The organism is Eikenella sp. NML070372 (genome assembly GCF_001648415.1).
GTDB classification, from domain to species: Bacteria; Pseudomonadota; Gammaproteobacteria; order Burkholderiales; family Neisseriaceae; genus Eikenella; species Eikenella exigua.
In genome coordinates, this window is the sequence record NZ_LXSN01000004.1 from 992573 (window position 1) to 1005617 (window position 13045).

Below are 13045 nucleotides of genomic sequence, written 5' to 3' on the forward strand. Positions count from 1 at the left end.
TTCCCACCTACTTATCAGACAAAATGTACACAAAATTAAAACTGTCGCATTCTTAAGGTAATCTTTATCTTTATTTTCTTGCAATTTTTAGACATTCTGTGCATTATTCATCTTAAAACTACATCAAGGAATTGACCAAATTAACGCACAACCCCTCTACGACAAACTTTGGAACAGCCATATTGTCCACAAATCGGAAGCCTGTACCGTCCTCCTCTTATCGACAGCCACCTCGTTCACGAAGCAACCAGCCCGCAGGCTTTTAAAGGCCTGAAAATAGCCGGACGCAAGCTGTGGCGCATCGACAGCGTGGTCTCCACCGCCAACCACAACACGCCCACCGACTATTGGGACGAAGGCATTAAAGACCCAATTCCCAAACTGCAAGTAAACACTTTGGACAAAAACATCAAAGAAGGCTTGGTGGCCGTGGGCCAAACCACAATCGATTATTTGCAAGGCCGAAAATTCTCCCCCAAAGGCGCGGATTAGGACAAAGCTGTTGCCTACTGGCGCAAGCCGCAGGTAACGTGGGGCACGTCGCCCGAAATGACACTGGGCGTGAACGGCAAAGTGCCGAATCCTGCCGACAAAGCCGACGCAGTGAAACGCGCAGGCATGGAGCACGCCTTAGAATACATGGGCTTGGCCGCCGGCACGCCACTGAACGGAATCCCCGTGGATGTGGTGTTTATCGGCTCGTGCACCAACAGCCGCACCGAAGATTTGCGCGAAGCCGCCGCTGTGGCCAAAGGCCGCAAAAAGGCAGATAACGTGAACCGCGTACTGGTCATGCCCGGCTACGGCTTGGTGAAAGAGCAGGCCGAAGTCGAAGGCTTGGACAAAATCCTCACCGACACGGGCTTCGAATAGCGCGAACCAGGCTGCTCGATGTGCCTTGTCATGAATGCCGACCGCCTCGCCCCGCAAGAACGCTGCCCCCCACCTCCAACCGCAATTTTAAAGGATGGCAGGGCAACAGCGGCAGAACGCACCTTGTCAGCCCAGCAATGGCGGCGGCCGGGCATTTTGTAGATGTACGCCAACTGGCTTGATGATTTTAAACTCCTAATTGAAGCTGCATTTTCAGGTAGCCTCCAGCCTCGTTAAAAAGCTACCTGAAAACGATGTCTTGGCAGAGCCAAGGCTGAGTTTCTGCAAAGCTAAAACGAAGTTAAAATATCCCACTCCCAGCCACACCGAATAATTGATTGGAAACCCATGAAACCTCTCTTCAAAACCACTCTCCTCCTCACCACCCTTTGCCCTACCCTAGCCACCGCCGAGCCTATCGCCTCGCCCACACCAGAGCAGTGCCGCACCGTGCTGAGCGAATTTGCCATGTTTGAAGCCTTCATCGCCGCCTGCCCGCGCATTGCCCGCGCCGAAATCGACACGCGCACCCGCCTAAACAACGTTTACGAAGGCTTTGCCCGCTACGGCGAATGCGGCAAACAGATTGAAAGCGAACCCATCGCCTCCATGCTGAGCGAACACCCAGCCATCCGCCTGCTCGGCCAAGACGGAAAACGCCGTCCCAGCAGAGCCGAAACAGACGCCTTCTGCCGCCGCCACCGCTCCGATCTCACCCGCATCGTGCTCAAATACAACCCCGGCCACAACCGTTAAGTCGGCTCCAGATCTACAAAGACTACCTGAAAACGCCATCTTTGCGGAACCAAAGCCGGGCCTGCAAAACTAAAAAGCCGGTTTTAACGAAGCATAAAGTAAAATCCGATAAATTCCAGCTAAATCAGCCGTCATACCCGCCATTTTAGCCGATAATGAAACCGTACAAACCAATCGTGCATCTTTCAATTCTTCACATAAGGAGCTGAAAACATGAAACACTTTCTCATAATCTCCATCACCGCTATCGGCCTTTCCGCCTGTTCCAGCACTTGGCACGGCATAAAAGAAGACACCGCCAACAACATCGACCACACTCGCGAAGCCGTGCGCAAAGGCAGTAACGCTGTTGGCCGCGGCATTTCCCACGTGGGTGAGAAAATCGAAAACGCTACCGAATAAGCCCGCCACCCGGCAGATCCGAACACCTGCCGGCATTTAGAAATAAACAATACAAACAGAAGGCTAAATTCTCAGATACCCTCCAAACAAACCACTGAAAATACCGCCATGAAAGCCTTCACCCAGCTCACCGGCCTCGTTGTCCCGCTCGACCGCAATAATGTGGACGCCGATGCCATCATCCCCAAACAATTCTCAAATCCATCAAACACAGCAGCTTCAGCTAAACTGTTTTGATGAATGGCATTATTTAAACTATGGCAAGCTCAGCATAAACAACAACCGCAAACACTACCTGCTCAACAGCCTCGACGAAATCAGGCTCACCCTGCAACACGCCAACCAAATCCGCACCTTTGAAGCACAGCGCCACCAAAGCCAACCCTGGCTGATTAACGGCTAAACCAAAGGCTACCTGAAACGAGCCATGCGAGCTTCTACGAACCTAAAACCTTTTTTCAAGTAGCCCCCATCCTTCCCAACCTAAATAGAGAACGTTATGAAACCAACACTCCTTCTCACCACCCTGTTGCCCCTCCTTGTCCTAAGCGCTCAAGCCGAGCCCATCAGCAACAAAGACCAAGCCGTAGCCCGCGTGTCTGCCTCCGTTGCCCGCCACCGGCTAACCAGTCTGAAGCCCGAATGTCTGTTGTTCATCACCACTGAAACTGCTAACAGCTACACTGTGGACGTGCACGAAAACCACAACGCCAGCTGCGGCGGCGACCCACACTCCGCCCCACGCCTGTTCGGCTATGAAGTAGACAAAGCCAGCGGCCGTATGCAAATTGACGACCCCGCGAGCGGCGAAACCCGCCCAATCGACTAAACCTTTGCAGGCTACCTGAAAACCGCTTTCCTTTTTCAGGTAGCCTTTATCCATGCACCCGTGGCACCAAGCTCTTATCCCCCGATTTCCCCGCGCCCAGCTGCTCGGCCAACACTGCGAATGCGCCGCTCCGCGCGGCAGCGGCTGGGGCAGACCGCATACCAGTGAACTACGTCTTCGTTCACAGCCCCTATCTGTTCTACGCCTATTACATCCTCATCAAGGACGAAATGCAGCGGCACGGTTACCGCACCGGCCTGGCGCGGTACAGCAAGAATTATCGCGGCAACACCCGCCCGTCATATTCCAACTTAGCCGAAAACCGTGGGCAGCCCGATTCACCCCGAGCGCGATGATGATTACCTTGCCAAATGCGTGGAGAACTTGTGCAGCAAGGGTATAGTCATCCAAACAGCTGCTTAACGCTTAATCCACCCATTTTTAGCTTCGCAAAAACTCTGCTCTTGCTCATTTTAGCTTCGCAGAAACTCGCTTCGCTCATTTTCAGGTAGCCTCACATGAAAACATTAGCCGACCTCATCAATACCGCCGATCCCGCCTGGCCGCTGATTCAAGAGTGGCTTGACGAAGCCGCCAATCCGGTGGAAATCCTGCCGCGCGACCCGGCCGCCGCAGAAGCCGAACTCGTGAAAACCCAAGTAACCACCCGTTCCGTGATGGGCGCGGTGGTATATGAAACCGGCGGCATCCTCATCAACCACGGCTGGCTGCGCATCCTAGGCTCGGGCAGCCCCTGCCTGCCGCGCGGCCTCGGCAGTTGGAATCTTGGCCGCACCCAAGCCGAACTCGCCGCACCCGCGCCCTATTATCTGATTGCAGACGATGCCTCCGGCGGCTACTTCGCCCTCAATGGCGGTGGATTGGACGGCACGCCCGGCAATGTGTTCTACCTCCCGCCCGACACCCTCGAATGGGAAGACTGCGAACTGGGCTACACCGACTTCCTCAACTGGGCATTTAGCGGCGATTTTGGCCCTGTTCTACGAAAACGTGCGCTGGGCAGGCTGGCAGGAAGAAGTCACCGCATTGGGCGGCGACAGCGTTTACCACTTCTTCCCGCCGCTGTGGACGGAAGAAGGTGCAGATATTGAACAAACCAGCCGCCGCGTTATCCCCATTGCCGAACACTACGCCGCCACGCTGGAAACCCAACGGCAGCTTACCGAGCATAGCTAAAGCACTTATTTCTCCAGTACCACGTTGGCTCACCTTGCCATACATGTATACTGTCTTCGGTTCACCGCTTTGTATGAAAAATAATTGCTTTATCCATATAATCCACACCTTCTACAAAACTGTCTGGAAACAGTTTCAGGCTTTCAGGTAGCCTCACAACTATTTCAAACCACAAGGAAAACGAATGACTACCCTCCCGCCCTGCCCGCAATGCCAATCCGAATACACCTATGAAGACGGCGCCAACCTCGTTTGCCCGGAATGCGCCCACGAATGGTCGGACCAGGCCGATGCCGCCGCCGAAGCAGACGACGCCCTCAGCGCAGTTGATGCCCACGGCACACCGCTGGCCAACGGCGACAGCGTGGTGCTGCTCAAAGACCTGAAAGTGAAAGGCAGCTCGCTGGTGCTTAAGCAAGGCACCAAAGTGAAAAACATCCGCCTGCAGGAAGGCGACCACGACATCGCCTGCAAAGTAAACGGCACCGCGCTCAACCTCAAATCCGAATTTGTGAAAAAGGCTTAGGCTGCCGAATAGCCAAAGGCTACCTGAACATAGATTTCTCAGCTCTTCCGAAACTTGGCAGAAACGATATGTTATTTATCAATCGTGGAATGAGTTTCCAGCAATTGGTAAAATTTCAGGTAGCCTTCCTTCTTCCCGTTCTATTCACCTTTGCGCCTCATGCCGGCGTGGGGGTACTCGTTTAGCTGCATAAAAACAAGCCCTCTTGCAGAGGTCTTGTTTTAACTTCGTTAAAGAAAGGAAGCAAAGAAAATCGAATGCGGGCACAGGTTTGGCTCCGCCAAATTGCCCTCACTCCGCGCGGTTTTTCGGGCGGGCTCGCAACTTGCGGCTGCACCGCTTCGAACATGCAAGCCCTTATTCCCCGAAAAACCGCGTTCCGTTCGGCTGCGCCAGCAGAGGGGTGGCAAGTTCAATAGGTTGATGGATATCTCCCTTTTTGGGATTTGTATATGAGGAAGACTACCTGAAAATGATTTTTCAGGTAGCCTTCAATCCACCCGCTGCCTTTGTGCTAAACTCGCCCGCATCTTTTCAATCTTTTGATCTCCACCATCATGCCCGGCAATTCCTTCGGACAACTCTTCCGCATCACCACCTTCGGCGAAAGCCACGGCGCAGGCATCGGCTGTATCATCGATGGCTGCCCGCCCGGCCTGCCGCTTGCCGAAGCCGACATCCAGCCCGACCTCGACCGCCGCCGCCCCGGCACCAGCCGCCACGTTACCCAGCGGCGCGAAGCCGACCAAGTGGAAATCCTCTCCGGCGTGTTTGAAGGGCGCACCACCGGCACGCCCATCGCCCTCTTCATCCGCAACACCGACCAACGCAGCCGCGACTACGGCAACATCGCCCAACAATTCCGCCCCGGCCATGCCGACTACACCTATTGGCACAAATACGGCATCCGCGACTATCGCGGCGGCGGTAGGAGTTCTGCCCGCGAAACCGCCGCCCGCGTGGCCGCCGGTGCCGTGGCTAAAAAATGGCTGCGCGAGCAGTTCGGCACCGAAATCGTCTGCTGGGTGAGCCAGGTGGGTGAACTCGAAATCGCATTTGAAGGCGAAGAATTGATCGGCCAAAACCCCTTCTTTGCCGCCAACCAAAGCCAAATTGCCGACTTGGAAAACTACATGGATTCCGTGCGCAAATCCTTAGACAGCGTGGGTGCGAAGCTGCATATTGAAGCGCGCAACGTCCCCGTCGGCCTCGGCGAACCCGTGTTTGACCGGCTGGACGCCGACATCGCCCACGCCCTGATGGGCATCAACGCCGTGAAAGCTGTATCCGTCGGCGACGGCTTTAACGTGGTGTGCCAACGCGGCAGCCAACACGGCGACGAGCTCACGCCGCAAGGCTTCGCCAGCAACCATGCCGGCGGCATCCTCGGCGGCATTTCCACCGGCCAAACCATCCGCGCCGACTTCGCCGTGAAGCCCACCAGCTCCATCGCCACGCCGCGCCGCAGCATCGACATCCACGGCCAGCCCGTGATGCTCGAAACCCACGGCCGCCACGACCCCTGCGTCGGCCTGCGCGCCGCCCCCATCGCCGAAGCCATGCTCGCCCTCGTGCTTGCCGACCACGCCCTGCGCCACCGCGCGCAAAACGCCGATGTGCGCGTGATCACGCCCGATATCGCCAAACTGCAAAACGGTTGAAGGCTACCTGAAAAATACATCCCGCCTTTTCAGGTAGCCCAACCCCGAGACCCATCATGCTCCGTATCCATGCCCTGCCCGACCACCTTGTGAACCAAATCGCCGCCGGCGAAGTGGTGGAACGCCCCGCCGCCGCGCTCAAAGAAATCATCGAAAACAGCATCGATGCCAGTGCCACCCGCATCCAAGTCGAGCTTGCCGGCGGCGGCATCCGCCTCATCCGCGTGGCCGACAACGGCAGCGGCATCCATGCCGACGACCTCCCGCTCGCCCTCTCCCGCCACGCCACCAGCAAAATCGCCTCGCTGCAAGATTTGGAACACGTGCGCAGCATGGGTTTTCGCGGCGAAGGGCTGGCCAGCATCGCCTCCGTATCCCGCCTCACCCTCACCAGCCGCCAGGAAGGCAGTCCCGCCGCCCGCCAAGTGCGCGCCCGCGACGGGCAAATCGAGCCTGCCGCCGCTGCCGCCCACCCCGTGGGCACCAGCGTGGAAGTGGCCGACCTCTTCTTCAACACCCCCGCCCGGCGCAAATTCCTCAAATCCGAAAACACCGAATATGCTCACTGCGCCACCGTATTCGACCGCCTCGCCCTGGCCAACCCGCACATTGCCTTCGAGCTTGTCCACAACGGCAAAACCACCGCCAAATACCCCGCCCAAAGCCAAAACGAGCGCATCGCCGCCGTACTGGGCCCGGATTTTCAGGCCGCCTCCCTGCCCATCGACAGCGGCAACGGCATCCTCCGTTTGCACGGCCTCATCGCCAAACCCACCTTCGCCCAAGGCCGCAGCAGCCAACAATACTGTTTTGTAAACAACCGCTTCGTACGCGACAAAGTGATGCTGCACGCCGCCAAACAGGCCTACCGCGATGTGTTGCACCAGCAAATCACCCCCGCCTTCGTGCTGTTCCTCGAGCTGCCACCCGAAATGGTGGACGTAAACGTGCACCCCACCAAAACCGAAATCCGCTTCCGCGACAGCCAGGCCGTGCACCAGCTCGTGTTCCACACCCTGAACAAAGCGCTGGCCGATACCCGCGCCGACCAAACCGACAGCGTGAGTAACGCCGGCAGCCTGCTGCAACACATCCACAGCCAAAGGCTACCTGAAAGCGGGCAAGGCGAGTTTTCAGGTAGCCCGAGCGCCCGCACCCCCGTTGCTTATAGTCCCGCCCGCGCCCCGCAGCAGCAACGCCTCACCCTGCAAGAGCGCCGCGCCGCCTGGCAAACCTATGCCGAACTCTACAAACACAGCGGCAGCGAAGACCCCGAGCTTGCCGCCCTCGAGCAAAGCCGCTTCGCCCCCAGCGCAGAAGCCGCCCGGCTACCTGAAACCCATGCCGAAGAACACCCGCTCGGTTTCGCCATCGCCCAGCTGCTCGGCATTTATATCCTCGCCCAAGCCGAAAACAGCCTGCTCTTAATCGACATGCACGCCGCCGCCGAGCGCGTGAACTACGAAAAAATGAAAGCCCAGCGCCAAAGCCACGGCAGCCTGCACAGCCAGCAGCTGCTCATCCCCGTGAGCTTCGAAGCCGGCCACGAAGAAATGGCCGCCCTGGCCGAACACGCCGATTTGCTGCGCCAATACGGCCTCGACTGCTCCGCCGTGGGCAGCCGCACCATCGCCGTACGCGCCGTGCCGCAGATGCTGGGCAAAGCCGATATTCCCGAGCTCGCCCGCAGCATGTTGCAAGAAGCCGCCCACACCGGCAGCATCCGCACCGTGGAAGAGCGCGAAAACCGCATCCTCAGCACCATGGCCTGCCACGGCTCCGTGCGCGCCGGCCGACGCCTCACCCTGCCCGAAATGAACGCCCTGCTGCGCGACATGGAAAACACCCCCCGCAGCAACCAATGCAACCACGGCCGCCCCACCTGGGTAAAACTCACCCTCGCCGACCTCGACGCCCTGTTCCTGCGCGGGCAATAGGCAGCCTGCCCATGCAGCAGACTAAAGGCTACCTGAAACCTTCAGGTAGCCTTATCAGCTAATCAAACTGGCTTATGCCAAGCCTTTGGCTTTCAGCACTTCCAGCATGGTGCTGCCCAATTCGGCCGGGCTGCGGGTGTAGGCCACGCCGGCTTTTTCGAAGGCGCGGAATTTCTCTTCCGCCGTGCCTTTACCGCTGGAAATGATGGCACCGGCATGGCCCATGCGTTTGCCTTTGGGCGCGGTGACGCCGGCAATGTAGCCCACCACCGGTTTGGACACGTTCGACTGAATGAGCTCGGCCGCTTCTTCTTCGGCCGTGCCGCCGATTTCGCCAATCAGGATGATGGCTTCGGTTTGCGGGTCGGCTTCAAACAGTTTCAGCGCGTCGATTTGGTTCATGCCCGGAATCGGGTCGCCGCCGATGCCGATGCAGGTGGATTGGCCGAGGCCGAGCTTGGTGGTTTGCGCCACAGCTTCATAAGTGAGCGTGCCGGAGCGGGAGATGATGCCGATTTTGCCGGGCCGGTGGATGTGGCCGGGCATGATGCCGATTTTGCATTCGCCGGGGGTAATCACGCCGGGGCAGTTCGGGCCCACCAGGCGGGTGCCGTTGCCGTTGGTTTCGAGATAACGTTTGGCTTTGAGCATGTCCAGCGTGGGCACGCCTTCGGTAATCACCACCACCAGTTTCACGCCGGAATCCACGGCTTCTACGATGGAATCGAGCACGAAGGGCGCGGGCACATAAATCACGGAGGCATCGGCGCCGGTTTCGCGCACGGCTTCGTTCATGGTGTTGAACACGGGTAGGCCCAGATGGGTTTGGCCGCCTTTACCGGGGGTAACGCCGCCCACCACTTTGGTGCCGTAGGCAATCGCTTGTTCGGAGTGGAAAGTACCGTTCTTACCGGTAAAACCCTGTACCAATACTTTGGTGTCTTTATTAATCAATACGCTCATTCTGTTCTCCTTAGGCGTTTACGGCGGCAACAATTTTCTCGGCGGCGTCGTTCAGGCCGTCGGCGGAAGTGGGTTTCAGGCCGGATTCGTTCAGAATCTTCGCGCCCAATTCAGCGTTGTTGCCTTCGAGGCGCACCACCACGGGCACGGTTACGTTCACTTCTTTCACAGCGGCCACAATGGCTTCGGCAATCATATCGCAGCGCACGATACCGCCGAAAATGTTAATCAGCACGCCTTTCACGGATTTGTCTTCCAAAATCAGCTTGAAGGCTTCCACCACGCGTTCTTTGGTGGCGCCGCCACCCACGTCGAGGAAGTTGGCCGGCTGGCCGCCTTTGAGCTTGATGATGTCCATGGTGGCCATCGCCAAGCCGGCACCGTTCACCATACAGCCGATATTGCCTTCCAGCGCCACATAGTTCAGATCAAATTCGGAGGCTTTCAGCTCGCGCTCGTTTTCTTGCGATTTGTCGCGCAGCTCAGCGATTTTCGGCAGGCGGTACAAAGCATTGCCGTCGATGCCCACTTTGCCGTCCACGCAGGCCAGGCTGCCGTCTTCACGCACGGCCAATGGGTTGATTTCAAACAGGGCGAAATCGTTTTCGATGAAAGCTTGGTAGGCACCGGTCATCAGCTTCACAAACTGGCCGACTTGTTTGTCTTTCAAGCCCAGCTTGAAGGCCACTTCGCGGGCTTGGCAGGGCTGCAGGCCCACCAGCGGGTCGACAACCACTTTGAAGATTTTTTCCGGGGTTTCCTCAGCCACCTTTTCAATTTCCACACCACCTTCGGTGGAAGCCATAAACACCACGCGGCGGGCGGCACGATCCACCACCGCGCCCAGATAGAGCTCGGTTTGCACCGGATATATATCTTCACACACCAACACGCTGTTTACCGGCTGGCCGTTGGCATCGGTTTGATAAGTAATCAGATTGGTACCGATTAAGCTTTCGGCCACCTGTTTGGCCTCATCGCGGCTTTTCACCACTTTCACGCCGCCTGCCTTGCCGCGTCCGCCGGCGTGCACTTGGGCTTTAATCACAGCAAATTTGCCGCCCAATTTGTCGTAGGCGGCGGCAGCTTCTTCGCCGTTGGCGGCCAAAATCCCGCCCTGAACTGGCAAACCATAGCCCGCAAGCAGCTCTTTTGCTTGATATTCATGTAGATTCATCAAAGTTCCCTCAGTTAGGTTAAACACAGTTTGCCACCGAGAAAGCAGCAAGGCTCGAATTCAAGACCAGCTTTGATAATGCAGGGCGCAGTATAGACGAAACCCGCAGGCAACATCAGCGCAATTTGGTTAGAACAAGTAAATGGGAGATGCATAAACGGCAGTATGGCTACGGCTATGGCCTAGCTACTGTGGGCGTGGAACGCAAAGATGCTGCATAGACGAAGCAGTTTTTCAGGTAGCCTTTCCCTGTGCCCCCAGGCTATCTGAAACCGCCCGTCTACCTGAAAGAACATGTAAAAAGCTTCCGCCGCAGCAAACGGTTTTGATAAAATGCGGCACCTTTTTAGCAATCCATTTTCCCAATGCAAACCAAACCCCATGGTAAAGGCCTTTCCGGCTTTATATTCGGCCTACTGCTTGCCACCCTCATCATCGGCGTGGTTTTATATTTCCTCAACAACACGCCCTCCGGCATCAAACAGCCTGAAGCGCCGAAAACCGAAATCCAACCCGAAATCCTCACCCCGCGCCAAGAACACCAGCCAGAACATCGCCCGAGCGACACCACCGCCGGCTCCGACAGCGGCCACTATACCCTGCCTCCTGGCGACATCACCGACAAACCACCCGTGGCTGCCTCCGTGCCGCAGCAGGCCAGCACCCCTGCACAACGCCCGGAAGACAAGCCCGCACAGGAAGACAAAACCGTGCAAACCAAACCGCGCGATCCACAGCGCAAGCCTGAGCCGGAAGCCAAACCCACACCTGAACAGATTTTGGAAAGTGGCAATGTGGAGCGTGCCCGCGAGCAAGCCCGCCGCCAACGTCGTGAAGCCGAAGCGCACAACAGCGGCAACGGCCACTACATCGTACAGATGGGTTCCTACAACAACCCGCAAGCTGCCGATACCCAGCGTGCCAAACTCGCCATGCTCGGCGTAAACGCCCGCGTAGCCAGCAGCAAACGCAGCGACGGCCAAACCGTTTACCGTATCCAAAGCAGCCGCCTCAGCCATGCCGAAGCCCAAGCCCTCAGCGACAAACTGCGCGGCAACGGCATCGACACCCTCACCCGCCAAGCCGACTGATCAGCACTTCATCAACCCCACATTAACGAAGGATTAAAATGAAACTGAAAGCCCTACTTCTCTCTGCACTCGCCATATTTACCGTTACCGCCGCCCAAGCCAAAGCCGTGGAAGACACGGACTACATAGTACGCAGCAACGTGATCAAGCCTGTGCAGCCCAATAAAATCGAAGTAACCGAATTCTTCGGCTATTTCTGTATCCATTGCCAACACCTTGAAGCAACTATCGAACAGCAAAGCAGACGCTTCGCCTCCGACACCGTATTGCGTCAAGAGCACGTAGTGTGGCAGCCAGCACACCAAACCCTCGCCCGCCTGGCCGCCGCCGTGAAATCCACCGGCCTTTCCCGCCAAGCCAACCAAGCCATTTTCAAAGCACTGATGGACGGCACCGTAACCGACGAAACCGGCCTGAAAGCCTGGATTCAGCAGCAGCCATACGGCAGCCGCCTGCTTGCCGCCTATAACAGCCCGCAGGCCGCCGCCGCCGCCCAAACCATGCAGCAAAACACCATCACCTACAACATCACCAAAACCCCGGTTATCGTAGTGGGCGGAAAATACGAGCTGACCAACTCCCAAAACATGGCTGTGTTGCAAGAGCTGATTGAAAAAGTACGTGCCGAACGCAACATGCCTGCCCCCGCCCCGCGCACCGTAGTGCGCAGCCGCGGCGCAGCCATCGCCGGCCAGGCCAACCGCTAATGCGGCACAAAGATTTTCAGGTAGCCCGTACTCCAATACAGGCTACCTGAAAAGCATTCATCCCATGTTTTTAAGAGTTTAACCAATGAGCCTGCTCCTCGCCTTCAAAGCCCTCATTCTCGGCATCATCGAAGGCCTCACCGAATTTCTGCCCATTTCCAGCACCGGCCACCTGATTGTAGCCGGCAGCCTCATCGGCTTCGATGCCGAAAGCCACGCCGTATTCCACATCGCCATCCAGCTCGGCGCCATCCTTGCTGTGGTGTATGAGTACCGTACCCGCTTCACCCATGTGCTCACCCATATCGGCAAAGACCGGCTTGCCAACCGCTTCGTACTCAACCTGGCCATCGCCTTCATCCCTGCCGCTGCCATCGGCCTGCTGCTCAACGACTTCATCGAAAAAGTGCTGTTCAACCCCGTGAGCGTAGCTGCGGCGCTGGTGGTGGGCGGCTTTTTGATTTTGTGGATTGAAAAACGGCAAAGCCGCGTACCGCCGAAAGTACGCAGCGTGGACGATATGCGCCCGCGCGATGCGCTGGCCGTGGGCCTATTCCAAATTTTAGCCCTGATTCCCGGCACTTCCCGCTCCGGCAGCACCATCATGGGCGGCATGGTATGGGGGCTCGACCGTAAAACCGCCACCGAATTTTCCTTCTTCCTCGCCGTGCCGATTATGGTGGCCGCCTCCGGCTACAGCATCCTGAAGCACCTCAGCGCATTCAGCGCACAGGATTTCGGCCTTATCGCCCTCGGCTTTGCTGCTGCCTTCGCCTCCGGCCTCATCGCCGTAAAAGCCCTGCTATGCTTTGTTTCCAGCAAAAACTTCGTGCCCTTTGCCTACTACCGCATCATCTTCGGCGGCATCATCCTGCTCACCTGGCTGTGCGGCTGGGTGAATTGGTAGAATATCCAATCAGGCAAGG

General features: G+C 57.3%; 13 protein-coding genes and 3 pseudogenes. 14 read left to right on the top strand and 2 right to left on the bottom strand.

The window, feature by feature from the left end:
• Positions 1-139: 139 nt before the first annotated feature.
• The 11 genes and pseudogenes from A7P97_RS06615 (at position 140) to mutL (ending at position 8181) form a co-directional block, all read left to right on the top strand.
• Positions 140-1055 (top strand): annotated as a pseudogene (locus A7P97_RS06615) (aconitase family protein).
• Between the two features lie 166 nt (positions 1056-1221).
• Positions 1222-1629 (top strand): hypothetical protein, encoded by a 408-nt coding sequence (locus A7P97_RS06620; protein ID WP_067530872.1) that lies wholly within the window; start codon positions 1222-1224, stop codon positions 1627-1629.
• Between the two features lie 213 nt (positions 1630-1842).
• Positions 1843-2031 carry a hypothetical protein gene (locus A7P97_RS06625; protein ID WP_067530873.1) on the top strand — a complete coding sequence of 63 codons (189 nt, stop codon included), beginning with the start codon at positions 1843-1845 and terminating at the stop codon, positions 2029-2031.
• A 172-nt stretch (positions 2032-2203) separates the two neighbouring features.
• Positions 2204-2434, top strand: a complete 231-nt coding sequence (locus A7P97_RS06630; protein WP_067530874.1) for a hypothetical protein — start codon at positions 2204-2206, stop codon at positions 2432-2434.
• 96 nt (positions 2435-2530) lie between these two features.
• Positions 2531-2860 (top strand): hypothetical protein, encoded by a 330-nt coding sequence (locus A7P97_RS06635; RefSeq protein ID WP_067444503.1) that lies wholly within the window; start codon positions 2531-2533, stop codon positions 2858-2860.
• A gap of 52 nt (positions 2861-2912) precedes the next feature.
• Positions 2913-3283 (top strand): annotated as a pseudogene (locus A7P97_RS11060) (TIGR02328 family protein).
• A gap of 95 nt (positions 3284-3378) precedes the next feature.
• Positions 3379-3783 (top strand): annotated as a pseudogene (locus A7P97_RS10880) (DUF2625 family protein); the annotation flags it as partial.
• A complete protein-coding gene (locus A7P97_RS10885) occupies positions 3761-4057 on the top strand; it encodes a DUF2625 family protein (protein ID WP_255361614.1) in 297 nt (98 codons plus the stop codon). The pseudogene A7P97_RS10880 and the gene A7P97_RS10885, both read left to right, overlap by 23 nt.
• 184 nt (positions 4058-4241) lie before the next feature.
• The gene (locus tag A7P97_RS06650; protein ID WP_067530875.1) at positions 4242-4583 is read left to right on the top strand and encodes a zinc ribbon domain-containing protein YjdM; all 342 of its coding nucleotides are present in this window, start codon (positions 4242-4244) and stop codon (positions 4581-4583) included.
• Positions 4584-5140: 557 nt separating this feature from the next.
• On the top strand, positions 5141-6244 hold the full coding sequence (gene aroC / locus A7P97_RS06655; RefSeq protein WP_067530876.1) for a chorismate synthase: 1104 nt from the start codon (positions 5141-5143) through the stop codon (positions 6242-6244).
• A gap of 56 nt (positions 6245-6300) precedes the next feature.
• Positions 6301-8181: a DNA mismatch repair endonuclease MutL gene (gene mutL / locus A7P97_RS06660; protein ID WP_067530877.1), complete on the top strand. Its 1881-nt coding sequence runs from the start codon at positions 6301-6303 to the stop codon at positions 8179-8181.
• Between the two features lie 72 nt (positions 8182-8253).
• Here the strand turns inward: mutL and sucD are convergent, their stop codons facing one another.
• A complete protein-coding gene (gene sucD / locus A7P97_RS06665; protein WP_067530878.1) occupies positions 8254-9144 on the bottom strand; it encodes a succinate--CoA ligase subunit alpha in 891 nt (296 codons plus the stop codon).
• Positions 9145-9154: 10 nt separating this feature from the next.
• Entirely contained in the window at positions 9155-10321 is a 1167-nt protein-coding gene (sucC, locus tag A7P97_RS06670) for an ADP-forming succinate--CoA ligase subunit beta (protein WP_067530879.1), read from the bottom strand.
• 365 nt (positions 10322-10686) lie between these two features.
• Here sucC and A7P97_RS06675 point away from each other — a divergent pair, with 365 nt between their 5' ends.
• The 3 genes from A7P97_RS06675 to A7P97_RS06685 all read left to right on the top strand — a co-directional run bounded on the left by A7P97_RS06675 (position 10687) and on the right by A7P97_RS06685 (position 13026).
• Positions 10687-11412, top strand: a complete 726-nt coding sequence (locus tag A7P97_RS06675; protein WP_067530880.1) for an SPOR domain-containing protein — start codon at positions 10687-10689, stop codon at positions 11410-11412.
• 38 nt (positions 11413-11450) lie between these two features.
• The gene (locus A7P97_RS06680; protein ID WP_067530881.1) at positions 11451-12119 is read left to right on the top strand and encodes a thioredoxin domain-containing protein; all 669 of its coding nucleotides are present in this window, start codon (positions 11451-11453) and stop codon (positions 12117-12119) included.
• Between the two features lie 85 nt (positions 12120-12204).
• The gene (locus A7P97_RS06685; RefSeq protein ID WP_067527906.1) at positions 12205-13026 is read left to right on the top strand and encodes an undecaprenyl-diphosphate phosphatase; all 822 of its coding nucleotides are present in this window, start codon (positions 12205-12207) and stop codon (positions 13024-13026) included.
• Positions 13027-13045 lie beyond the last annotated feature (19 nt).

Excerpts from the sequence above, each read along its gene's own strand:
- A7P97_RS06620 (WP_067530872.1), top strand. The coding sequence starts at position 1,222 with ATGAAACCTCTCTTCAAAACCACTCTCCTCCTCACCACCCTTTGCCCT.
- A7P97_RS06625 (WP_067530873.1), top strand. The coding sequence starts at position 1,843 with ATGAAACACTTTCTCATAATCTCCATCACCGCTATCGGCCTTTCCGCC.
- A7P97_RS06630 (WP_067530874.1), top strand. The coding sequence starts at position 2,204 with ATGCCATCATCCCCAAACAATTCTCAAATCCATCAAACACAGCAGCTT.
- A7P97_RS06635 (WP_067444503.1), top strand. The coding sequence starts at position 2,531 with ATGAAACCAACACTCCTTCTCACCACCCTGTTGCCCCTCCTTGTCCTA.
- A7P97_RS10885 (WP_255361614.1), top strand. The coding sequence starts at position 3,761 with ATGTGTTCTACCTCCCGCCCGACACCCTCGAATGGGAAGACTGCGAAC.
- A7P97_RS06650 (WP_067530875.1), top strand. The coding sequence starts at position 4,242 with ATGACTACCCTCCCGCCCTGCCCGCAATGCCAATCCGAATACACCTAT.
- aroC (WP_067530876.1), top strand. The coding sequence starts at position 5,141 with ATGCCCGGCAATTCCTTCGGACAACTCTTCCGCATCACCACCTTCGGC.
- mutL (WP_067530877.1), top strand. The coding sequence starts at position 6,301 with ATGCTCCGTATCCATGCCCTGCCCGACCACCTTGTGAACCAAATCGCC.
- sucD (WP_067530878.1), bottom strand. The coding sequence starts at position 9,144 with ATGAGCGTATTGATTAATAAAGACACCAAAGTATTGGTACAGGGTTTT.
- sucC (WP_067530879.1), bottom strand. The coding sequence starts at position 10,321 with ATGAATCTACATGAATATCAAGCAAAAGAGCTGCTTGCGGGCTATGGT.
- A7P97_RS06675 (WP_067530880.1), top strand. The coding sequence starts at position 10,687 with ATGCAAACCAAACCCCATGGTAAAGGCCTTTCCGGCTTTATATTCGGC.
- A7P97_RS06680 (WP_067530881.1), top strand. The coding sequence starts at position 11,451 with ATGAAACTGAAAGCCCTACTTCTCTCTGCACTCGCCATATTTACCGTT.
- A7P97_RS06685 (WP_067527906.1), top strand. The coding sequence starts at position 12,205 with ATGAGCCTGCTCCTCGCCTTCAAAGCCCTCATTCTCGGCATCATCGAA.